This is a genomic window from Corallococcus sp. CA054B (genome assembly GCF_003611625.1).
Taxonomy (GTDB): Bacteria; Myxococcota; Myxococcia; order Myxococcales; family Myxococcaceae; genus Corallococcus; species Corallococcus coralloides.
The window spans coordinates 38,038-60,428 of the sequence record NZ_RAVY01000015.1; the positions used below are offsets into that span (position 1 = coordinate 38,038).

Annotated in this window: 19 protein-coding genes; 5 read left to right on the forward strand and 14 right to left on the reverse strand. The window is 70.6% G+C overall.

From position 1 onward, the window contains the following. Positions 1-80 precede the first annotated feature (80 nt). Together D7V80_RS06170 and D7V80_RS06175 are read right to left on the reverse strand one after the other, a co-directional pair. Positions 81-662: an imm11 family protein gene (locus D7V80_RS06170; RefSeq protein ID WP_120587269.1), complete on the reverse strand. Its 582-nt coding sequence runs from the start codon at positions 660-662 to the stop codon at positions 81-83. Between the two features lie 17 nt (positions 663-679). Then, complete coding sequence (locus D7V80_RS06175; RefSeq protein WP_120587270.1) at positions 680-1,999, reverse strand: AHH domain-containing protein; 1,320 nt, start codon at positions 1,997-1,999, stop codon at positions 680-682. Positions 2,000-2,093: 94 nt separating this feature from the next. Between D7V80_RS06175 and opgC the strand changes: the two genes are divergently transcribed. Beyond that, positions 2,094-3,194 (forward strand): OpgC domain-containing protein, encoded by a 1,101-nt coding sequence (gene opgC, locus D7V80_RS06180; RefSeq protein WP_120587271.1) that lies wholly within the window; start codon positions 2,094-2,096, stop codon positions 3,192-3,194. A 1-nt stretch (position 3,195) separates the two neighbouring features. On the opposite strand, the gene D7V80_RS06185 is transcribed toward opgC, so the two are convergent. The 4 genes from D7V80_RS06185 to D7V80_RS06200 form a co-directional block, all read right to left on the reverse strand. Then, on the reverse strand, positions 3,196-4,272 hold the full coding sequence (locus D7V80_RS06185) for a nitronate monooxygenase family protein (protein ID WP_120587272.1): 1,077 nt from the start codon (positions 4,270-4,272) through the stop codon (positions 3,196-3,198). 375 nt (positions 4,273-4,647) lie between these two features. Beyond that, on the reverse strand, positions 4,648-5,592 hold the full coding sequence (locus tag D7V80_RS06190; RefSeq protein WP_120587273.1) for a serine hydrolase: 945 nt from the start codon (positions 5,590-5,592) through the stop codon (positions 4,648-4,650). 12 nt (positions 5,593-5,604) lie between these two features. Next, positions 5,605-6,807, reverse strand: a complete 1,203-nt coding sequence (locus D7V80_RS06195) for a DUF819 domain-containing protein (RefSeq protein WP_233585173.1) — start codon at positions 6,805-6,807, stop codon at positions 5,605-5,607. Then, positions 6,804-7,823, reverse strand: coding sequence for a dipeptide epimerase (locus tag D7V80_RS06200; RefSeq protein ID WP_120587274.1), 1,020 nt, complete (start codon positions 7,821-7,823; stop codon positions 6,804-6,806). Before D7V80_RS06200 ends, D7V80_RS06195 begins: the two co-directional genes overlap by 4 nt. 96 nt (positions 7,824-7,919) lie before the next feature. On the opposite strand from D7V80_RS06200, the gene D7V80_RS06205 reads away from it, so the two are divergent. Further along, positions 7,920-9,314, forward strand: coding sequence for a M20/M25/M40 family metallo-hydrolase (locus D7V80_RS06205; RefSeq protein WP_120587275.1), 1,395 nt, complete (start codon positions 7,920-7,922; stop codon positions 9,312-9,314). A gap of 48 nt (positions 9,315-9,362) precedes the next feature. Here the strand turns inward: D7V80_RS06205 and D7V80_RS06210 are convergent, their stop codons facing one another. Together D7V80_RS06210 and D7V80_RS06215 are read right to left on the reverse strand one after the other, a co-directional pair. Then, positions 9,363-9,896 (reverse strand): TetR/AcrR family transcriptional regulator, encoded by a 534-nt coding sequence (locus tag D7V80_RS06210; RefSeq protein ID WP_233585174.1) that lies wholly within the window; start codon positions 9,894-9,896, stop codon positions 9,363-9,365. 128 nt (positions 9,897-10,024) lie between these two features. Continuing rightward, positions 10,025-10,780 carry a class I SAM-dependent methyltransferase gene (locus D7V80_RS06215; RefSeq protein WP_233585175.1) on the reverse strand — a complete coding sequence of 252 codons (756 nt, stop codon included), beginning with the start codon at positions 10,778-10,780 and terminating at the stop codon, positions 10,025-10,027. A gap of 247 nt (positions 10,781-11,027) precedes the next feature. Between D7V80_RS06215 and D7V80_RS06220 the strand changes: the two genes are divergently transcribed. Then, a complete protein-coding gene (locus tag D7V80_RS06220) occupies positions 11,028-12,062 on the forward strand; it encodes a linear amide C-N hydrolase (protein WP_120587277.1) in 1,035 nt (344 codons plus the stop codon). 4 nt (positions 12,063-12,066) lie between these two features. Here the strand turns inward: D7V80_RS06220 and D7V80_RS43600 are convergent, their stop codons facing one another. From D7V80_RS43600 to D7V80_RS06250, 6 genes are all read right to left on the reverse strand, one after another. Next, positions 12,067-14,943 (reverse strand): HEAT repeat domain-containing protein, encoded by a 2,877-nt coding sequence (locus D7V80_RS43600; RefSeq protein ID WP_120587278.1) that lies wholly within the window; start codon positions 14,941-14,943, stop codon positions 12,067-12,069. After that, on the reverse strand, positions 14,936-16,153 hold the full coding sequence (locus D7V80_RS06230) for a VWA domain-containing protein (RefSeq protein ID WP_120587279.1): 1,218 nt from the start codon (positions 16,151-16,153) through the stop codon (positions 14,936-14,938). Before D7V80_RS06230 ends, D7V80_RS43600 begins: the two co-directional genes overlap by 8 nt. Next, positions 16,150-18,462 (reverse strand): DUF5682 family protein, encoded by a 2,313-nt coding sequence (locus tag D7V80_RS06235; RefSeq protein WP_120587280.1) that lies wholly within the window; start codon positions 18,460-18,462, stop codon positions 16,150-16,152. Before D7V80_RS06235 ends, D7V80_RS06230 begins: the two co-directional genes overlap by 4 nt. Then, complete coding sequence (locus D7V80_RS06240; RefSeq protein ID WP_233585176.1) at positions 18,462-19,577, reverse strand: AAA family ATPase; 1,116 nt, start codon at positions 19,575-19,577, stop codon at positions 18,462-18,464. The genes D7V80_RS06235 and D7V80_RS06240 overlap by 1 nt, the downstream gene beginning before the upstream one ends. Positions 19,578-19,651: 74 nt before the next feature. Then, positions 19,652-20,170, reverse strand: coding sequence for a bifunctional 2-polyprenyl-6-hydroxyphenol methylase/3-demethylubiquinol 3-O-methyltransferase UbiG (locus D7V80_RS06245; protein ID WP_120587281.1), 519 nt, complete (start codon positions 20,168-20,170; stop codon positions 19,652-19,654). Between the two features lie 7 nt (positions 20,171-20,177). Beyond that, positions 20,178-20,585, reverse strand: coding sequence for a VOC family protein (locus tag D7V80_RS06250; RefSeq protein ID WP_120587282.1), 408 nt, complete (start codon positions 20,583-20,585; stop codon positions 20,178-20,180). A 91-nt stretch (positions 20,586-20,676) separates the two neighbouring features. Here D7V80_RS06250 and D7V80_RS06255 point away from each other — a divergent pair, with 91 nt between their 5' ends. Together D7V80_RS06255 and D7V80_RS06260 are read left to right on the forward strand one after the other, a co-directional pair. Further along, positions 20,677-21,477: a TetR/AcrR family transcriptional regulator C-terminal domain-containing protein gene (locus D7V80_RS06255; protein ID WP_120587283.1), complete on the forward strand. Its 801-nt coding sequence runs from the start codon at positions 20,677-20,679 to the stop codon at positions 21,475-21,477. A 131-nt stretch (positions 21,478-21,608) separates the two neighbouring features. Next, positions 21,609-22,301 (forward strand): hypothetical protein, encoded by a 693-nt coding sequence (locus tag D7V80_RS06260; RefSeq protein ID WP_120587299.1) that lies wholly within the window; start codon positions 21,609-21,611, stop codon positions 22,299-22,301. The last annotated feature ends 90 nt before the right edge of the window (positions 22,302-22,391 follow it).

A 22,391-nucleotide genomic window follows, 5' to 3' on the forward strand; every position in this document is an offset into this window, starting at 1 on the left:
GGCCCACCCTGATTGCAACCGGGGGGCCCGGGAACAAGCAGCCTGGCGGACAGACGCCGTGACGCACGGAGGCGCGGAAATCAGCGGAGCGGGGACACTTCCTGGAACTGAACCCCCGTGGCGCCGATTTCTTCCAGCGCGAGCTTGATGTCCTCGGGAATGACGAGGGCCACTTCCCAGTGCAGAGGCCGGAAGACCCGCGCGCTGCCGAGCCGTGTGGCGTCGATGCGCATGCCCCAGACGGACCGGTACATACCGACCTTCTCCGCCCACCCATCCTCGGGGGTCCAGTAACGCGCCTCTTCCGAGGCGTCATCGTCGATGCAATTCACGCGACGGATGGCATTCAGGATGAAGAAGTCGTCGGGCTGTCCCTGGATGTCCACAGGGAAGAGCTGAACGTCATTCGGTGCCAGCCGTTCGAAGAGAGTGGCCACCCGCGAGGCGACCACCGGGATGCCGAACGCCGCGTGGGAGTAGTCCATGGCGGTGCCGGGGATCTTGACCGGGATGCGCACCCTCTCGGTCCAGGCGCTTGGCTTGCCCGTCCGGAACTGCCATGGATTGACGAGCTTCACTCCTTGCGTGTCCTGTGGATGCCCCAGCTCCCAGCGTCCCTCCAGATACACGTCATCGGTGAGGTCGAAGTAGCGCTGCGGCACGGTTCGCGTTCCTGGACTCATTCCCTACGGGTCACCAGTCTGTTGAGGGGGCTCCCCTCCCGGACAAGTTCTTTCGCCAGGCTTCGCAACATCCGCGTCAGCGAGTCCCGACAATGCGCGATGGTCGTGCAGTTCGAAGCCGCCAGGTTGAGCTCATTGTAGACCCTGACATGATACTCGCGGGGATGCGGTCCCTGATGACCGGGAACATGAACCTGATTCTCAGGATCGTTCAGCGACATGCCTGCTCGCTCGAAGATTTCTTCATAGCGCGGCGTCCACGGACCTCCATTCGCGGTGGACGTGCTGAACTTGTCGGAGGCGATGTGGTGCTTCGGTCCCGGCACCTCCACGGGCCCGCCGGCCGCCACCGCGCCCGGCGCCAGGGTGAGCAGGATGTCACCCGTCGTGGACACCGCGACGGACTCCACCTGCGCGACCGCCCCCAGCCGGAAGCCGCCCTCCGCCGCAGCCACGAGTGACGCCTGCGCTGAACCGGGCAGCGTGGGCACCTTCGCGGCCAGCGTCTCCGCCGTACTGCCCAGCGCCGCCGTGGCCAGCATCACGAAGGCCCGCGCGGCGTTCTGGCCCATCACCTCGCCGTACTGCGCTCCCGCGTCCCGGAGCTCATCGAAGGTCGTGGCCTCCGCCACCGCTTCCGCGAGCCGCATCCATCCGTGGATGAGGCTCCACACGGTGTCGATGCCCAGGTAGGCGATGAGCACCGCCGTCATCGTCGCCGCGATGCCCTTGGACACCGGCTCCGGCAGCAGCCACAGGCCCAGATACAGGGCACTCGTCGTGACGATCATCGAGAGCACGGCCTCGCGATCCGTCATGCCCCGCAGCGCGTCCTCCGTTTCGTCCCATACCGAGTCCAACGCGATGGAGAAGGCCAGCGTGCGCTTGCCGTCCTCGTCCAGCGTGGGCCCTCGCTCCAGCAGGTGGAGACAATCGCCTGTGAGCGCCTTGCGCTTGCACCATCGGCCATACGCCTCCGCCAGCTCCACCTCCGGAGCATCACCGAGCCGGAGGTGCCCACGCCCGGGCTCCTGCACGGAGACGAGCCCCAGGTGTCCACGCACGTGGGCGTAGGGGCGTGACGGAAGCGAGGCCGCCAGCAGCCGGCGGGCCGCCTCCATGGAGTGCGAGGAGACAGGCGCGGTGCGTGCGAGTCCCGCGACCGTGGCCGCGAAGACGTCTTCGTCCAGCTCCACGGGCTGGAGGTCCCGTTGCGGCGTGTGGACACGGGTTGGGCCTCGGCTCGTATCGAGCCGCACGTTTCGGGACGCCGCACAGCCGGTTCCCACGAGCAGCATCCACACGATGACGGCCATGTGCGTCATCCGGACAGTGACACTGGATCCGACCGACCGGGGCGGTTTACCCGGGACGCGGGGCTGTGGCATGGGTGAAGAGAGTCTACCCGCCATGAAACGCCGCCCTGAGTTCGACAGCCTGCGCGGAGTGCTGCTCGTCCTGATGACGCTGACGCACCTGCCCACCCGGCTGAGTGTCTTTGGCAACCAGCCGTTCGGCTTCGTGTCCGCGGCCGAGGGCTTCGTGTTCCTCTCCGCGTTCCTCGTGGGCGTGGTGCACGCGAAGAAGGCGGGCACTGCCGCGATGTTCAAGAGCCTCTGGAGCCGCGCCCTCAAGGTGTACGGCTACCACGTCGCCCTGCTCTTCTTCGCGTTCACCATCATCGCCGCGCTGGGCGTCGCCGCGCGCAGGCCCGCCATCCACAACCTGATTGGCTTCTTCCATCAGGACCCGTTCACCGCCCTGTGGAGCAGCCTGTTCCTCCTCTACTGTCCCCCGCTGCTCGACATCCTTCCGCTCTATGTCGTGCTGCTGTTGCTCACCCCCGCCGTGCTGCTAGGTGCGCGCAAGGAGGGCTGGTCCCGGGTGCTGGGGCTGAGCGCCCTCATCTGGGTCTGGGCACAGGTGGGCCTCAAGCGCGCCCTGTATGACCTGCTCGTCGCCATCCCCGTGCTGCCGTGGCCGCCGTTGAGCATCGACCTGTCGGGCGCGTTCGACCTGTTCGCGTGGCAGTTCCTCTGGGTGCTCGGGGTGTGGATGGGCGTGGCCCGCGCCACCGCGCCAGAGCAGCGCGAGCCCGTGTCCCGCCGGCTCCTCACGGGCGCCATCGTCGTCAGCCTGGGGTTCTTCGTCGTGCGCCACCTCGACGTGGACCTGGGCGCCGCGGGGGTGCTGTTCGACAAATGGTCGCTCGCGCCGCTGCGGCTCGTGAACTTCCTGGCCGTGGCCCTGTTGGCGAGCTGGTTCGCGCCCCGCCTGTTCCGGTGGCTGCGTCCCAAGGTGCTGGAGGCGCTGGGACAGGCATCGCTGCCCGTGTTCGCCGTGCACGTGGTGCTGTGCCTGCTCAGCCTGTCGCTGCTGGACGAGAACGAGGACCCGCTGGACTACTGGGATGAAGTCGCGGTCCTCGTGGCCACGTTCTGCAGCATGTACTTCGTGGCGCTGCGCCAGCGCATCGCGGGCCGGAGCATGGGCCCGCCCTCGACGTCCTGAATCAGCCGCGCACGGCGGACAGCGCGGCGTCGGTCTCCGCCACCAGGGCGCGCACCAGGTCCGCCGCGGGGCCCTCTCGCGACAGGCCAATGCCCTGCCCCGCCCACAGGGCCATGAAGCGCGTGTCGTTCTGCTTCGACGACGCGGCCCTCAGCGTGCGAGTGGCTCCGTGCTGTTGCGGAAACGGCAGGATGGCACCGGCCTCCTCCAGCGTGGTCGTCAGCTCGTTGGGAATCGCGCGGGCCGGGCGACCGGAGAAGGCGCGGGTGATGCGTGAGGACTCATCCCGGGCCTCGCGCAACAGCGCCTTGTGGGCCGCCGCAGCGCTGGACTCCTGGGATCGCAGGAACGCCGTGCCCAGCTGCACGGCCGCGGCCCCCAGCATCCGGGCCGCCGCGATGCCGCGTCCGTCCATGATGCCGCCGCTGGCGATGACCGGCACCCGCACGGCGTCCACCATCTGCGGCACGAGCGCCATCGTGCCCACCATGCCCGCATCGAACGAACTGCCGAAGGAGCCCCGGTGGCCTCCCGCCTCCGAGCCCTGCGCGACAATCGCATCCACGCCTGCGGCCTCCAATGCCTGGGCCTCGCGCACGTTCGTCGCCGTGCCCACGATGAGGATGCCGCGCGACCGGAACGCCTCCAGGACCGGTGCGGGCGGAATGCCGAAGGTGAAGCTGAACACCGTCGGCGCCGCGTCGAGTACGGCCTCCACCTGCTTCGCGAAGTCCGGCATCGCGGTCGCGGGAATCACGGGAGGAGGCAGCCCCAGGGCGGCATGGAAGCGCTCAAGGATGGCGAGCGTGGGCCCCGGATCCGCGGGAGCCACCGCGGGCTGGGGAGCAAAGAGGTTGATGGCGTAGGGCCGTGAGGTGAATGAGCGCACCGCGCGGGCCTGCTGCACGATGTCCTCCGGCTGCACGTACGCGGCGCCCAGCGAACCCAGCCCTCCTGCCTCCGACACCGCCGCGACCAGCTCCGGCGGCGTCAGGCCCCCTGCCATCGGAGCCTGGATGATCGAATGCGCCACCCCGAGCCGCTCCGAGAACCTGCGCCACGCCTGCGGATCCATCATGGCTACACCTCCCCGTGATTCACGTCGGACAGCATTAACGGCCCGGCTTCACATGGGAGCGCCGCGCGCTCCGGAGGCATCAGTCCTACTTTCACGCCCCATGCCAGGCACGAGGCGCCATGTCCCCCGCGTCAGTCCGAGAGGGTTCCAGCATGACGGCCACCTCCCGGCCGGGTCGGTCCCAAACCTGTCCGACTGTCGGACAGGCTTCCGTTGCCCGAACCTGTCCGACTGTCCGACAGGTTTCCACGCGGCGGTCCCAACTGGTCCGACTGTCCGACAGGTTTCCACCGTGCCGTCCCAACCTGTCCGACTGTCGGACAGGTTTTCGCGGTCCGCCTCCGGCGGGGGAGCCCTGACGGGATTCTCACCTTCTCATTCGCAGTCGTAGTTCGGCGCGGGTTCCCCGGGCTTCAACACGACGGGCGCCGGACCGCCCGCGCGGGCCAGGTCCTCCCCACAGTCCAGCCCCGCGTCCTTCGCCAGGTGCCGGTACAGGACACACGAGGCGCGCTCCACGAAGAACGCCTGCTTCGGCCAGTCCGGTCCTCGCGAGGCCAGGATGGCCACGGCGTACCGGCCTCCGTCCGGCAGCGTCACCAGTCCCACCTCGTTGAGCACGTTGTAGCGCGCGTCATCCCCACAGCATCCCGGCGGCAGCCACCCGCCCTTGTGCTGGAGCGACGCGCGGGCGCTCGCGGGCAGGCGCGTCCCCAGCCAACCGCCGCAGCCCTCCCGAGGCGTCAACTCCATCCACTTCAGCAGCCGCGCCGTGGGCTCCGGCTCCAACAACTCCCGCCGGTCCAACCGCGCCAGGAACGACACCATGTCGTCCGCGCAGAAGTAGTTGTCCCGCCCCATCACGCGCGGGGAGTTCGTCGCCCAGCGCTCCCGGCCGTAGTTCCACTTGGTCAGCGCCGTGTGCTCCAGGCCCAGGCCACGGAGATAGACATTGATGGCATCCGGGCCGCCCACCAGGTCGATCACCTCGCCGGACGCCTCGTTGTCCGACGTGCGGAACACCTTCTCCGCGAGCGGCGCCACCGTCGCCAGGTCCCGCTGTCCCAGCGCCGCCGCCACCCAGAACACCTTCGCGGAGCTGGCGGAGATATGCGGCTCCAGCCCGGAGGCGCTCGCCGTCTCGCCCGTGCGCAGGTCCATCACCGCGAGCGACAGGTCCGTCCCGGGCGACAAGCGCGTGGCCTCACCCGCCAGCGAGTCCACCACCGCCTTCAGGGACTCACGAGGAGCACCCGCCTCCGGCTTCGCCGCGCAACCACTCATCGCCAACAGCCCTGCCCAGAGCAGCACCGTCCGCATCCGCGACTCCCTTCAATGAATCAGCCGGTGCACCTGCTCCAGCATCAGCGCCGTCACCAGCCCGCAGTACGTCCCCAGCACATACCCCAGCACCGCGAGCAGCACGCCCACTGGCGCGAGCGCGGGGTGGAAGGCCGCCGCCACCACGGACGCGGAGGCCGTGCCGCCCACGTTCGCCTGCGACCCCACCGCCGCGAAGAACACCGGCGCCTTCAGCCAGCGGCGCGTGCCCATCGTCACCGCCGCGTGGATGCACATCCACAGCGCCCCCACCGCCACCAGCGCGGGCGCATCCCACAGCCGCCGGAACTCCGCCTGCGCGCCAATCGTCGCCACCAGCAGGTACAGGAACAGCGAGCCCATCCGGCTCGCCCCCGCGCCCTCCAGCCTGCGCACCGGCGTGAACGACAGCACCACGCCCACCGTCGTCACCAGCAGCACCACCCACGTGAAGCCCGTCACCACGTTGCCCAGGTCCGGCAGCAGCTTCGCCAGCGCCGTGCACACCACCGTCACGCCGAACGCCACCGCCAGCATCGACAACAAATCAGACAGGCTCGCGGGCCGGGCGGACGCCGCCTGGATGCGCGCGGACTCCTCGCGCACGTGGTCCAGCGCGGTCCGGTCCGCGCCGAGGCTCGCGTCCATCGCCTTCTCACGCCCGGCGAAGGACAGCAGCACCGCCGTCCACACGTTGGACACGCCCACGTCCACCACCACCAGCATGCTCAACGTGCTGTCCAGCGCGCCCACGCTCTGGCCAATCGCCACGAAGTTCGCGCTGCCGCCAATCCACGACCCGCTGAGCGCCGCCAATCCCTTCCACGCCTGGTCCCCCAGCTCCGCCGGCACCAGCCACCCCAGCGCCAGATACGCGAGCGGCCCGCCCACCATGATGCCCACCGTGCCCGCCAGGAACACGCCCACCGCGTTGCGTCCCAGCCTCGCGATGGCCGGCAGGTCCACCGACAGCACCAGCAACACCAGGCTCGCGGGCAGCAGGTACACGCGCGTGAAGCGGTACAGCTCCGACTGCGTGGGGATGACGCCCGTGTTCGACAGCAGCGTCGGCACGAAGTACGCGAACACCAGCAGCGGCACGACGTTGAAGAACCGCTCCACCGCCGGGTAGCGCTGCAATGCATACAACCCCGCCAGCACCGCGAGCAGCACGGCGAGCACCGCCATCGGGTCCTGGATGAGCGGTGGCGTCACCGGGGCTCCACGCCCAGGCCCGCGCCCGCTCCCAGCTGGATACGGCCCTGCACCACCGGGTGCGCGCGGTACGGGTCCTCCGCGAGCAGCAGGTTGCCGTCCAGGTCCACCCAGTCCACCAGCGGCGCCAGGTGCGCGCCCGCCGCGATGCCCAGCCCCGTCTCCACCATGCAGCCCAGCATCACCTTCAGACCGCATGCTCGCGCCGTCTCGATGATGCGCAAGGCCTCGCGGATGCCACCGCTCTTCTGGAGCTTCACGTTGATGCCGTGGAAGCCCTCCGCCAGCTTCGGCACGTCCGACGCCTTCGTCAGCGACTCGTCCGCCACCAGCGGCAGCGGCGAGCGCGCGCGCAGCCACTTCGCGCCCTCCACGTCGGCCGCGGGCAGCGGCTGCTCCACCAACTCCACGCCTTGCGTGGACAACCACTGGATGTGCGCCAGCGCCTCGTCCGGCTTCCACGCCTCGTTCGCGTCCACGCGGATGGTCTGCCCCGTGAGCGAGCGCACCGTGCCGAACACCTCCTGCACGCGGTCCGCGCCCAGCTTCACCTTCAGCACCGGGAAGTCCGCTGCCTCGCGCACCTTCACGGCCAGCGTCTCCGGCACGTCGATGCCAATGGACATGGACGTCACCGGCTGCCGCGCGGGGTCCACGCCCAGCATCCGGTACAGCGGCACGCCCATCACCTTGCCCGCCCAGTCATGCAGCGCCAGGTCCACCGCCGCCTTCGCCGCGGGGTTGTCCGGCAGCGCCGCGTCCACGGCCTCGGACACGTCGCGGAAGTGGCGCAGGTCGCGGCCCTCCAGCACCGGGGCCAACTTGTGGAGCGCCGCCTCCACCGTCTCCCACGACTCGCCGTAGCGCACGTTGGGCGCGGCCTCTCCGTAGCCCACGTGCCCTTCCGAGCGCACCTCCACGAACACGTTGCGCTTCACCGTGCTCGTGCCCCGGGCAATGGTCCAGGCGTGACGCAGCGGCAGTTCCACGGTGCGAAAGCTCAACGGCGAGGCCATGGCGGAATCCCTCCAGAGCCCTTCCCTTAACACGGCACTCCTTGCAAACACCGCTTCCGTTGCCTTCCAGGGCCGGAAGGCGCGAGCCTCTCCACCATGCGTCTCCTGCCCCTCGTCATCGCCTTGTTCGCGCTGGGTCCAAGCCACGCCGCGTCATCCCGTCCCGCGCCGAAGGATGAGCTGCGGACGCTGCTCGCGGAGCTCGTCGCCGCGGACACCTCCAACCCGCCCGGCAACGAGACGGCCGCGGCCCAGGTGGCGGCGAAGTGGCTGCGCGAGGCCGGCATCGAGTCGGAGCTCATCGAGCCCTCGCCCGGTCGCGGCAACCTGCTGGTGCGCTTGAAGGGCAGCGGCAAGGGCCGGCCGGTGCTCGTGCTCGCGCACCTGGACACGGTGCCCGCCGTGAAGACCGAGTGGGCCACCGACCCGTGGACGCTCACGGAGAAGGACGGCCTGCTCTACGGACGCGGCGTGCAGGACAACAAGGGCATGGCGGCGGCGAGCATCCTCGCGCTGCGCCGGCTGAAGCAGGAGGGCGGCACGCGCTCGCGCGACATCCTGCTGTATCTGGGCGCGGATGAAGAGGTGGGCTCCGGACAGGGGCTGGACTGGATGATGGAGCACCGCCCAGAGCTGAAGGAGGCGGAGTTCGCGCTCAACGAGGGAGGCCTCACGGAGCTGTCGCCAGACCGCAAGGAGGTGCGCTTCGTGGCGCTCCAGGCCGCGGAGCGCGTGTCCCGCAACGTGACGCTCAAGGCCGCAGGCCCCGGAGGCCACTCCTCCGCGCCGCCCGTGGACGCGGGGCCGCTGGTGCGGGTGGCCGCGGCAGTGGCACGCGTGGGCGCCCTCACCTTCCCCGCGCACCTGACGCCCGCCGCCAGGCTCCACGTGCAGGGCCGCGCACAGGCGGCTCCCGGCGAGCTGGGTGAAGCGTTGCGCCGCATCGCCGCCTCACCGGACGCGCCGCCCGAGGACGCGGTGACGGCCGTGGCCCGGTTGGACCCCGCGCTGGGCGCGGTGCTGCGCACCACCTGCGTGCCCACGGTGTTCAAGGCGGGCACGAAGTCCAACGTCATCCCCGCCACCGCCGAGGCCACCGTGAACTGCCGCCTGCTGCCGGACGCGGACCCGAAAGCCGTGCGCGAGCGCATCGTCGCCGCGGTGAATGACAAGGACATCCAGGTGGAGATGGACGTGTCGCCGCCGGACTCGCCCATGTCCCCCGTGGGGGACAACGCCATGTTCCGCGCGGTGAAGGCCGCCGCGGCGAAGGTGTGGCCGAAGGCGCCGGTGATTCCTCGCATGTCCACCGGCACCACCGAGTCCGCCACGCTGCGCCGCGCGGGCATCCACGCCTACGGCATCGACCTCTTCGCCCTGACCCCGGACGACGCACGCACCGCGCACGCCCCCAACGAGCGCGTCCCGGTGGCGTCCCTCCAGCCCGGCGCGGAGTTCGTCTACCTCACCCTGAAGCACTTGACGCGCTGACGCACCGGCACCGCCTCCTCCGTCACGGAGCCCCGCGGGCAGCCCAGGCTATTTGCGCGTGAGCTCTTCGATTCGGCGGATGACCGCCGCGCGCGTCTGGCTTGAGACCGTGCGGTGCTCGAGCAGGTCCGACATCCACAACCCGTCGATCGCCAGACGGCAGAGCGTGAGCTCCGGCGACTCCTGCTCCTCGGGGCTGAGCTGCTCCTCCCGCGCCTCGTCCCAGATGGAACTCCAGAGTTCCCGGACCTCCGGGTCGAAGAGCATGAGCCCGATGAGCGAGCGCATGACGTGGGCCTCGCCGTCATCGGCGGGAGCGGCGACCGTCACCCGGAGGTACGCGCGGGTCCCCCTGCCGTTGGCGTCCGGGTCCTTCGCCATCTCCGCGGCGACCGCCCCGGCGAAGCGCCGGGTCACGTCGTCGAACAGCGCATCGAGCAGGATGGGCTTGGTCTGGAAGTGCTCCAGGAGGTCCCCCTTCGAGACGCCTGCCCGCCCGGCGATGGCATCGAGCGTCACGGCCTGGAGCCCCTGAGCCAGGATGAGGTCCGCGGCCGCCCGAAGAAGCTTCTCGCGAGTCACGTCAGGCTCCTTGTTCCTCCACTGGTCCATCGCCATCACCTCTCGCAACGGGAACGCCGCCGCCCGTATTTCCCAGTTAATCACGAATGATGCCGGACAGGCTCGGAGTCGCATCCGACCTTCCCGTGTCAGGGGGATGCGATGGGACCTGGGAGGTATTGCTGGAGCCAGACCTTCTCGAAGCCCCAGGTGAAGAGCATCCAATGGGAGGAGTGGCCGCTGAAGCCTTCCGCCTGGATGGGACGGGTGACGGTGATGATGCGCGTGCCGGGCGCGCAGGTGCGCAGGTGCGCGACGAGCCGGGCCTTCGTCTCCGGACTGAACGCCACCCAGTTGCAGAAGATGTGGGTCGCGTCTCCCAGGGGCTCACGGGTCATGTCACCCACGGTGAGGGTGATGCCCGCGGGCTGAAGCCACGGCGCCACGCGCGCCACGTGGTCCGCGATCAACTCCACGCCATGCGCCCCGGCCCCCCACCAGCGCGCGGCGAGCAGCACGCGTCCTCGCCCCGCGCCCAGGTCCACCACCCGGCTGTTTCGCCCCACGCCCGCCTTCTTGAGGAACCACAGCGCCGTCACCAGCGGCGTCTCGCCGTACATCAGCTCGCGGAACGACTGGCCCGTGGTCTGGAGCGCCCGCGTCATCTCGAAGGTGCGCCGCCAGCGGTAGGGCGTCCACAGGATGCGCTGCCACCACAGTCCCATGTACGGCTTCAGGAGCCGGGGGCGGAGGAGGAGCAGCAGCAGGTCCGTGCCGCGCAGCACGAACGCGATGACGATGCCCTGCAGTTGGAGCGACAGCCGCTGGAAGAACGGCAGGTCGAACTCGCCCATCGTGTCGTCGCGGCGCTGTGGGGGCGCGGGAGGAGGCGCGGGATCCGTCATGCGCCGCGGAGGCTGTCCGGATTCCGGACGCCACGCAATGACTCCGCGTCGGACCGGGACGCGCCTGCCTCCCATCCGGACGCGCGGGAGGCCCCACCGCGACAGGCCTCCGCGCAATCCCCTGGAATTCGGCGGGTTCCTGCTTTCACCGGGTGTTGGTGCGCGGCGTGCAATGGCATCCAGTCATCGTGGAACGCGCCCACCGCCGTGGGAGGAATTGGCTTCCACGCAGCATGAGGACTGCCCCATGTGCACCGACTTCCTTATCACCGGCGACAACACCCGCGTCGCCTCCGGGCCCATCGCCGTCAATGGCCGCAGCATGGAGTTCGGGCTGGACCTGAACTCGCAGCTGATGGTCCACGCCGCGGGCGAGTCCTTCCAGTCCATGGCCCCCAGCGGCAAGCCCGGCCTGAAGTGGACGTCGACGTATGGCTTTGTCGGCATCACCGCCCTCACGGACAAGGTCATCGTGGACGGCCTCAACACGCAGGGCCTGTCCGTGGGCGCGCTGTGGCTGCCGGGCTCCAACTACCCGAAGGTGAGCCAGCCGTCGCAGGCCCTGGCGCTGGTGGACTTCGTGAGCTGGGCGCTGGGCACGTGCGGGAGCGTGGCGGACGTGCAGGCCGCGCTGACGAGCGGCAACGTGCAGGTCTGGGAGGGTGACCTGCTGGCGAAGCTGCTCCCGCTGCACTTCCCCATCCACGACGCCAAGGGCAACAGCATCGTGGTGGAGTTCACCAACGGGCAGCTCAACGTCTACGAGAACCCGGTGGGCGTGTGCACCAACGACCCGCCGTTCCCCCAGCAGCTGCAGAACCTGGGCGGGTACGCCAACCTCACGCCCTGGGACGCGAAGCCCACGGAGCTGGGCTCCGGGTCATTCGCACCCGCCGGCCACGGCAGCGGCATGCGCGGCCTGCCGGGGGACTCGACGCCGCCCGCGCGCTTCGTGCGCGCCGCGTACCTCAAGCAGTACTCGCAGCCGCTCATCACGGCGGCGGACGCCACCGCGCTCGCCTTCCACCTGCTCAACACGGTGGACATCCCGGCGGGCACCAGCCGCTCCGTGAGCAGGCTGGGCAAGGACGAGCTGGACTACACGCAGTGGGCCGTCGTGAAGGACCTGGTCGCGCTCACCCTCTCCGTGCGCTTCTACGCCAACCCCCTGGTGTACTCGGTCAACCTGAAGACGCTCGACTTCAGCGGCGCGGCCGGGAAGCCCTTCCCGGTGCCGGCCTCGCCCACCAGCATCGATCTCACCTCGAAGCTGGCGAGCTGAGGCGTCACAAGAGCTTCTTCGCCGCCTTGGCCAGGGCCTTGTCCCCGGCCACGGCGGGAAGCTCCATCAGGCGCGCGGCCACGACCTTGCCCACCGCGGGGTTCACGGCCGCGGCCTTGAGGTACGCCTCCGCGCGCGTGAGCAGGTCCGCGTGCACGCTGGAACCGACCACGCGGGCGAGCAGCTCCTTCGCCAGGATGGGCGGGTCGAAGGCCTGGAGGAGGCCGCGCAGCGCCTGCCGCTCCAGCACCTCCGGACGCGTCTCCGCCAGGTCCAGCGCGGGCCGCAGCAGGGCCAGCCCCAGCGTGCGCATGGCCTCCGCGACGACGCCGGGCTTCCACCCGTCCGCGAACGCCAGCAGCAGGGTCTCCGCGCCACGCACGTCGCCCAGCATGCCCAGCGCGTACACGGCGTGCTTCGCCTCCACGTCGTCGTGGCCGCGGCCCTGCACCATGTCGACGAAACGGTCGAGCACGTCCGCGTCCCCCATCCGGGCCAGCGCCTCCGCCGCCTCGCGCCGCACCTCGCGCGCCGGGTCCGTGTTCAGCACCTGGCGCAGCACGGGCATCGCCACGGTGCCCAGGTCCGCCAGCATGGCCACGGCCGCCCCGCGCGCGTCCTTCGTCGTCTCCGACAGCGCCGCCTGAATCAGCGGCACCGCCTTGTCCTTGCGGCGCCGCGCCAGCTCCGCCACGGCCTTCTCCCCCGTCTCCCGGGCCTGCACGTCCTCCAGCGTCTCCCGGGCGAACAGGCGCAGGCCCATGTCGTGCCCCGCGCGCGTCAACGCGTCCAGCTCCCGCCGCGCCTGCACCCCGCCCATCGCGCCCAGCACGCGGATGGCGGTGCGGCGCACCATGCGGCTGTGGCGCTCGTTCAGCGCGCCCCGCACGACCCCCAGCGCCTCCTCTCCGCGCGCCGCCACCGTGCGCGCCACGAAGGCGCTCGCCGAGCCATCGCTCCACGCCGGGTAGAGCTCCCGCATCAGCGCGTCCGGCCCCAGGCCCGCGTAGTAGCGCGCCGCGTGCGCCGCCGCCTCGTAGCGCGTCAGCTCCCCGAGCGCCCGGCGCACCATCGCCGTGCCCGGGCTCAGCACCTCTTCCGGGCGGTGCACGTGGATGCTGGGGTGTGTGGGCACGGACTCCAGTCCTGCCATGTCCACCTGCACCGCGCCCGCCAGCCGCACCAGCGCGATGCCCAGCACCTGGTACACCTTGATGAAGTCATCCAGCCGCTCCGCCGGGTCCGCCCGCTGCGCCAGCGCCTCCAGCAGCGCGCCCGGCTTCTCCAGCCCCAGCTCCTTCAACCGGGACACCAGCGGCTCCACCGTGCGGGGGCTCACCGCCGACAGGCCGCTGGCGAACGCGTCCGCCAGCTCGTCGCGCACCTCCGCCAGCGCGATGGCCGCCCGCGACGCACCCGCCGCCCGCGCCGCGTCCGCCCACCCGCTACGGGGCAGCGCGCTCGGCGTCGCGGGGGCCCGGACCCGGCCGCGCCGCCGGGGCGGCACGGGCACGTCCGAGGCGCGCGCCAGCGGACGCAGGTCCAACCCCTCCGGCGTCCGCACCACGACGGCCGAGGGGAACAACGTCGGCAGCGCCGCCTCCAGGCCCACGTCGCCCAGCACCGCCAGGAGCTTCGCGTCCTCCAGGGCGCTCGCCAGCGGCTCCTCCAGCGACGGGGCCGCGGGCAGGAAGAGGCCGCGCCCCGTGCCGTCCACGAACTGCGAGCGGGCTCCGCTGGCGAGCAGCGTCTCCACCCGCACGGACACCGGCAGCAGGTCCGGCGCGAACACGTCCTTGCGGTGCTCCTGGAAGGCCGTCATCACCGCGCCCACGTCCGGCAGCGCCACCTCCACCAGCCGCTCCAGCGCCGCCCGGTCCACCGACGGCGCGTCCTTCCACGACTCCAGGTCCAGCCGGTGCGGCGCGAAGCCCGGGTACTGCCCGCCGTGCGCCCCCTGGAGCACGACGCCCGCGTGGCTGTTCTTCGGCGCCACCGTCTTGAGGCTCGCGGGGAGGATCTGCTTCTCGCTGTAGTGCCCGCCCGCCCCCAGGTCCACGAAGCGGCTCTCGCGGACCATGAACCGGTCCGGCGTCACCTTGGAGGAGAACGCGTACTCCACCAGATTGAGCCCCTCGACGGGCGCGCGGTCCTTCTTCGTCCACGTCTTGCCAATGAGCTCCTCGACGTGGCGGGGCTCCAGCGCCTCACCGCCCAGGTGCTTCTCCACCTTGCGCGCGGTGAGCAGCATGTCCGCCACCAGGTCCGTGTACGCCGGCGCCTCGAAGGTGCCCGTGCGAGCCGCCGCCGCGTCCAGCAGGCCCGCCAGCTCCACCGCCCGCGCGGACAGCCGCCGCAGGCCATTGGCCCGGAGCGCCTCGCCCAGCGCGCGCACCTGCTCCGGCCGCTCCGCGCCCAGCGACGCCACTCCGGACAGGCCCAGCTCGCGCACCAGCGTGGACACCTGCGCCACGCCCGCCTTCATCAGGTCGCCCGTTTCGGCCTTGCCCTTCTTCACGCTCTTCTTCGCGCCGCCGGAGCCCGCGGGCGCGGCCGGGGCCGACTCCGCCGTCACGAAGGCCTGCGGGGCCCGGGCCCACGCCACCAGCAGCGCCGCCGCGTGCTTGCAGAAGGGGCGCGAGCGCGCCGCCATGCACGAGCACCGCCCCTTCACGTCCGAGCGCGCCTCGCCGAACACCAGCGACACCTTGTACGGCGTCGCCCCGGAGCCCGCCGCCTCCGCGAAGAGCCGGTTCTCGTAGCGCGACAGGTTGCTGAGCTGCTTGCCGTCGAACAGCTCCGCGCCCTTGGCCAGCTCCGCCTTGTCGCTGATGATCTCCGTCATTCCGCCCATCCCGATGACGGGCCGTACCTCAGCCATGACGCTCCCCCTTCTTGTCGTTGGACGCGAGCAGCGGCGCCAGGTCCTGGTTGCGCATCACCCGCTCCACCACGTCCACCAGCTTGCGGGGCGTACACCCGAAGCACGGAATCCCCAGCGCGGTGAGCTGCTCCGCCATCGCGTGGTCATACGAAGGCCGCCCGCTGTCCGACAGCGCCAGCAGGCACAGCACCTTGGAGCGTGAGTCCACCAGCTGCCTCAAGCGGGCCACCAGCTCCTCGGCGTTGCCGCCCTCGTACAGGTCGGTGATGAGGATGAAGAGCGTCTTCTCCGGCCGGCGCACGTAGTGCTCCTGCGCGTACGCCACCGCCCGGTTGATGTCCGTGCCGCCGCCCAGCTGCGCGGAGAAGAGCACCTCCACCGGGTCCGCCAGCACGGGCGTCATGTCGACGATCTCCGTGTCGAACAGCACCAGGCTGGTGCGCAGCACGTCCAGCGACGCGAAGATGGCCGCCATCACGGAGCTGTACACCACGCTCTCCGCCATGGAGCCGGACTGGTCCACCACCAGCGTCACGTCCCACTCGTGGTGACGGCGCTGGTTGGGCCAGAAGTAGAAGCGCTCCGGGATGAGCCGCTTTCGCTCCGCGTCCCAGCCCTTCAGGTTGGAGCGGATGGTGCGCCGCCAGTCGATGTTGCGCGCGATGGGGATGGGGCTCGTCCTGTCGCGCCGGAGCGCCCCCAGCACCGCCGTGCGCAGCGGGGACTCCAGCTTCTTGCGCAGGTCCTCCACCACCTCACGGATGATGGCGCGCGCGGTGTCCTTGGCCTGCTCCGGGATGAGCCCCCGGGCGCTCACCAGCGTCGTCACCAGCTCCAGGTTCTTGTCCAGGAAGGGCAGCGTCTCCGGCTCGAAGAGCAGCTGGGTGAGCCCCTTGCGCTCGATGGCGTCCTTCTGCACCAGCGCGATGACGTCGTCCTGGAAGAAGTCGCGCAGCGCGCCCAGCCACTTGGGCAGGTACGGCTTGGAGCCGCCGCGCCCCGCGGAGCGCTCGCCGTAGACGAAGGAGAGCGCGTCATCCAGGCCCTCCAGGTCGTCGCCCTTGAGGTCCACCGTGTCCGCGCTGGCGCCCAACGCGCCCAGGGAAGGGCAAGAGCCCGTCTTCTCCGCCTCCGGGCCCAGCGCCAGCCGCCAGCGCAAGAGCGCGTCGCGGTCCTTCGGGTCCAGGTCCTTCGGGTCCACGCTCATAGCAGGTCATCCAGGTCGTCGAGCGCCTTGCCCAGGTCCGCGCTCAGGTCCTTCAGCGTCGCCTTGTCCTTCTCCTCCAGCACCGCCTTCACCGCGCGGCCCTTGTCCTTCAGCTGGCGCACGCCCATCACGTTCTCCATCAGGTAGCGGCGCTCGGTGGCCCCCAGCGCGCCCAGCGCCCGGCGCAGCACCGGCAGCGTCTGCCGGAAGCGCTCCGGCTCCACGCTGGTGAGGAAGTCATCCAACGCCTTCACCACGTCGCGGCTCTTCACCAGCACCAGCGCGTTCACCTGGAGGAAGCCCTCCAGGTACGCCGCCGCGTCCGAAGGCTCCACCGCCGCCGACAGCCGCCGGCCCACCTCCAGCGCCACCTCCGCCTCCGGCAGCTCACGAGCCAGGTACAACAGACCCGTGGCCAGGCCCGACGTGGCCGGGTGAACCGCGTGGCTCTCCATCAACCCGCGAGCCTCCGCGAGCCAGCCCTCCTTGTCCGCGCGCGGCTGGGACAGCGCCACTTCATGCAGCGTGCGCAGCGCGTCCAGCACCGGGAGCACTCCTTCCGGAGCGCAGGCGCTGGCCTCGCGCACGCGCAGGAGCGCCCGGCCGAAGGTCTTCTCCCCCAGGGCCGCCACCGCCTCGTCGCCTACGTCCGAGTGCGCGCGCGAGGTGCCATAGGCCATCAACCCCGACAGCGCCCGAGCGGCGCTCGCCAGCGATGGCAGGTCCGCGTCCGTGGCCGCGTGCGCGTCACAGGCCTTGAGCGCCTGCGCCACCGTCTGGGAGCAGCCGGTGATGACGGACTCCAGGAGCACGTCCGCCGCCTCCGCCGTCGTCTTCGCCTGCGTCAGCCGCTCCTGGAGCACGCGCGTCGTCACGCCCTCCAGCGAGTCGCCCAGGACAATCTTCTCCACCAGCGCCACGTCCGTGGACGGCGTCCACTGCGCCTGCCAGGCCTCGCGCACGCGGGTGAGCGCCGCGTAGCCGCCAGCCTCACCTTCCGCGGCCTGCTTGCGCGACGACCCCGTCCCGGACAGCGACGCGTACGGGATGCCCGCCACGCGCAGCCGGTGGAGGAACACGGAGGAGCCCACCTCCACCGGGTTGTTGAGCCGCAAGCTGAACGTCTCCGGGCTGTCCGTGCGCGGCAGCCGCCGCTCGCCCACCTCGCGCCAGAACTCCGCCTGGAGCGAGTTCTGCCCGATGCGGCTCGCCACCTGCCCCACTTCGTGGCCGATGACGCTCTTCCACAGGAAGCTGTCCACGTGCGTCGCGTCTCCGCGGCACAGCGTGGCCACGGTGGCCTCGCGCAGCTCATCCAGGCCCGGGGCGCTCTTCTCGCGCAGGTCCGACAGCGTCACCGCCAGCCGGTACGCCTCCAGCACGTCCGACAGCGACGCGGAGAAGCCGCGCATCCGCAGGTGCGCCGCGAAGTCCAGCAGCACCTCCAGCGTGGCCCGCCGGAAGTCGCAGTTCGCTTCATGGGCCTTCTGGTAGAAGTGCGGCGCCCGGTTGCCCGCGCCGTACCCCAGCTGCTCCGCCAGGCGCGGGAAGCTGTACGGAATCACCGTCACCGCGCACGGTCCGGCTTCGGGCAGCTTCGCCTCCTCCTTCGGATCCACGTCCCCCGCGAGGAACGCCGCGGTGTGCGCCGCGCCCGCCACCACCGCCACCTTCTCCGGCGCCACGCCGCCCGCCACCACCTCCAGCACCTTGCGCGCCATGAAGGCGTCGCGCTGACGGTGATAGGCCAGCCGGGGCCCCGCGTTGACCACGTCCGCCCAGGCGGTGAGCACCGGCCGGAACTGCTCCGGGCTCCAGTCCGGCGCCTCGAAGGACGCCTCCCAGAACTCCTCGAAGGAGCGGAACCCCTGCGAGCGCGCGAACGCCTCCGTGAGCGGCACCGCCTCCTCGGGGACGGGCGCGCCCTCTTCCGTGGCCTCTGACTCCACGCCCATCCCGGGCTCGTGGCGGTCCACCGCGAGGCTGACGCCCACCGGGATGTCGATGAACTCCGCCCGCGCGCCGTTCGCCCGAGCCCACTTCAGCGCCTGGTACTCCGGCGAGTACGCCGCGAAGGGCCACAGCGACGAGGACGGGGTGCCGTCCGTGCGGTAGCCCAGGATGGCCACGGGCGGCCGGGTCTGCGCGTCGCACAGCACGTCCACCAGCGCCGTCGCGTCGCAGGGCCCCTCCACCAGGACGACAGAGGGCTTCACGCGCTCCAGCCACTTCAAGAGCACCGCGGTGGTGCGCGGCGAGTGGTGACGGACCGGGAAGTGCTGCACCCGGGAGAGCAGTGCCAGGTCCATCAGCCCCTCAAGAGCTTCTTGCTCGCGGTGTACAGCTCCTTCCACGGGCCCGTGCGGCTCTTGGCCACCGTCTCCATGTACTCGCGCAGCGCCTTCACGTCGTCCTCCTGCTCCTTCACCACCGCGCCCACCAGCGACGCCGCCAGCTCCTGCGACGTCACCGTCCCGGAGCCGAACTGCTGCGCGAGGATGGAGCTGTTGAAGAGCACGCTGATGGCCTCCGCAGTGGACAGCACCGCGCCCGGCGTGCGCACCTTCGTCTTGCCGTCCTTCGTCACGCCCTTGCGCAGCTCGTGGAAGAGCGTCAGCAGCACGCGCGACAGCTCCTCCGGCGGCGGCACGCCCACCTGGTAGTCCGTGCGCAGCTCCGCCTCGCGCTTGGTGACGATTTGAATCTCCTGCTCCAGGTCCTCCACCACCGGCACGGTGACGAAGTTGAAGCGGCGCTTGAGCGCGGCGCTCATCTCGTTGACGCCGCGGTCGCGCGTGTTCGCGGTGGCGATGAGGTTGAAGCCGCGCTGCGCGCTCGTCACCTCTCCCAGCTCCGGCACCGACACCTGCTTCTCCGACAGGATGGAGATGAGCGAGTCTTGAATTTCCGGCGACGTGCGCGTCACCTCTTCAAAGCGGGCGAACTTGCCCGTGCGCATGGCACGCAGGATGGGCGAAGGCACCAGCGCTTCCGGCGTGGGCCCCTGCGCGAGCAGCAGCGCGTAGTTCCACGAGTACTTGATGTGGTCCTCGCTGGTCCCCGCCGTGCCCTGGACGACGAGCGCGGACGTGCCGCTGATGGCCGCGGAGAGGTGCTCCGACAGCCAGCTCTTCGCGGTGCCCGGCTCGCCCACCAGCATCAGCGCGCGGTCCGACGCGAGCGTGGCGATGCACACCTGGATGAGCCCCTTGTCGCCCACATACTTGGGCGTGATGGCCACGCCCCCCACGGGCTTGGGGCTGCCCAGGATGTACGTCTCCACGGCGCGCGGAGACAGCGCCCAACCCGGTGGGCGGGGCTTGTCGTCATGCGCGGCGAGGGCGTCCAGCTCGTTCTTGTACTTCGCTTCGGCAGGCAGGCGGATGTCCGGCATGAGCTGCACGCTATCCACTCGGTCTGACATCCGGCAAACGCCTCGGCTGCCTCATGGGTCGCGTCGAAAGCGATGGGACTCCCCACCCGGTGGGAGCCCTACCGCTACCCGGACGCATGCCCCACGACGCACGCGCGCGACGGCGTGGCGGGAACGGTCCGCACGGTGAAACCCCGCGCCTCCAGGTTCCGCGCGGCCACCGTGGCGAAGCGCTTCGCGTGAGCGGCGACGGGCGCTTCGTGGAAGAGATAGAGCGCGCCACCGGGACGCAGGTGTGTCCGCAGCCGCGAAAGCTCCACGCGCGCATCGTCATCCGCGAACCGGCTGACGTTGATGGCGAAGGCGACATCGAACAGCTCGCGCCCCAGGTCCACGTCCGCCAGCGTCCCGGTGCGCGCCAGGACATGTCCCGCGCGCACCGCGTCCGCGTTCCGCCGCAGGGCCTGGGTGATCATCTTCTCCGAACGGTCGATGCCCAGGACGCACCCGTCGCCAAGCCGCGCGGCCACGAGCCCCAGCGCGATGCCGTGACCACACCCCACCTCCAGCACCCGCGCGTCCGGGGCGATGGACAGCACCTCCATCGCCCAGCGGAACCGGGGCGCGACCGGATCCGTGCTCATGCGCGCATCATGCAACGCCTTCGGCCTGTCCCGGAGTGTGCATCCACTGGACGAGCTGGATGATGACGCCGTTCGCGTCGGCGACCTGGAAGTAGCGCTCGCCCCAGGCTTCCGTCTCGATGGGCGTCAGGATCTTCACGCCCTCCGCCTGGATGCGTGCGTACTCCGCGTCGATGTCGTCCACGACGAACGCGACGATGAGCCCGTCCGCCCTGCGCGTCTTCAGGGACTCCGGCTTGAGCGTCTTCAGGCCCGTGCGCAGGTAGATGACGTTGAAGCCCACGTCGGGCCGGGACAGGGACACGAAGCCATCCGCGGCCATCGCCTCCGTGAAGCCGAAGTGGCGCTTCAGGAAGGAGGCGGAGGCCTCCACGTCATCGACATTCAGGGACACGGCGGAAGCGGTGACGCGCATGAACGGTCCTCCTCACGGTTTCCAAAGCCTGAATCTACGTACGACGTACGCAGTTGCACGTCAAGGGCGCGGCATTGGAAGAATCCGGCGCATGGCATCGCATCGCAGCAGCATGGGAGACCCCACCCGGACGCTGGAGCTGCTGTGGCGGGACTCCCTCCCCGCCCAGGGCAAGCGGGGTCCGAAGCAGGGGCTCACCGTCACCGCCGTCGTCGAAGCGGCGGTGGCGCTGGCGGACGCGGAGGGGCTGGACGCGGTGACGATGCGGGCGCTCGCGGGGAAGCTCGGCATCGCGCCCATGGCGCTCTACACCTATGTGCCCGGGAGGGCGGAGCTCATCGACGTGATGCTCGACACCCTCTATGCGGGCATGGCCCGGCGCAAGCCGAAGGCCCGGGACTGGCGCTCGCGATTGGAGGCCGTGGCCCACGACAACCGTGCCCTGTTCACCCGGCACCCCTGGCTCGCCGACGTGTCCACCACGCGCCCACCGCTGGGTCCGGGTCAGATGGCCAAATACGAGTACGAGCTCCAGGCGCTCGAAGGCGTGGGCCTGGACGACGTGGCGCAGGACGCGGCGTTGACGTTCGTGCTGGGCTTCGTGGAGTCCTCCGCCCGGGCGGCCCTGGACCAGCGAGCCGCGCGGCTCGAGTCCCAGATGAGTGATGGAGCCTGGTGGGAGGCGAACGCGTCCCTGCTCGCGCGCATGTCCGACCCTGAGCGCTACCCCATCGCGTCCCGGGTGGGCTCCGCCGCGGGCAAGGCCCACGGCGCCGCGTACGACCCCGACCATGCGTATGCCTTTGGCCTGGAGCGCATCCTGGACGGGCTGGCCGTGCTCATCGAACGGCCGCGCACTCGTCGCGGCCCGGCCCGGAAGCGCGGCGCCTAGGCCTCGCCCCCTCAGCTTTCCAAGTCCCTCTCAGCTTTCCGAGCAGCGTGGCAGGAGGGCTTCACAGGGAAGCGGCCCTGGCATCCGCATTGCTTTGCCGCCCGGACACACACCTTGCCTGGGAGTTGTCCGTGAACCTCCATCGACTGCGTCGTCTCTTCTCGCGGGCCTCGCTCGCCCTGCCCCTGGTGCTGGCGGGCTGTGGCGGACCGGAAGGCAGCGTGGACCTGAAGGGCTACTCGGAGATCGCGTGCACGGACCAGAACATCTCCGTCAGCGACCTGACGCTGACGCCGGCACCGGACTTCGTGCAACTGCGCTCCTTCGACCCCGACACCATTGGAGACCAGACGCGCTCCCCTGCTGTCAGCATGAGCTCCTCTGGCCAGCCCTGCGCGACGGCCACCGACGTCCCCGCGTGTGAGACCGCACTGAAGGACGCGACCGTCACCTCCGGCTTCCACTACGACTGCACGGGCGAATGCCGCCAGCACTTCCTGGTGACGACCCGGGGTGACGAGGTGAAGACGTATTCGTCGCAGGCAGAGCTCCAGCAGCTGCTGGGCACCATCGACACGGAGCAGGAGGCGGTGCTCCAGGCCTTCGCATCCAGCTACTCCTTCGTCTGCGGGACCAAGGAGCAAGGAGCGGTGAAGAAGAACGCGGATGGGAGCTTCAATGTCATCGGGACGAATGGCTACGCTTGCGGACCGGGCACGAATCTGACGCAGTACGTGCTGAAGGTGACCGCGGCCGGTACGGTCCAGAAGCTGGAGACGCGCACCCTGGAGGAGGGCGACTCGGTCTGCCCCACCGGCCGGTAGGCTCCAGCGCAAGGCCGCCCCACGAGAGCGCGGCGTCCAGGTCCTGTCCCCCTCAACTTTCCGAGTCCATCCCGGCCTTCCGAGCCACGC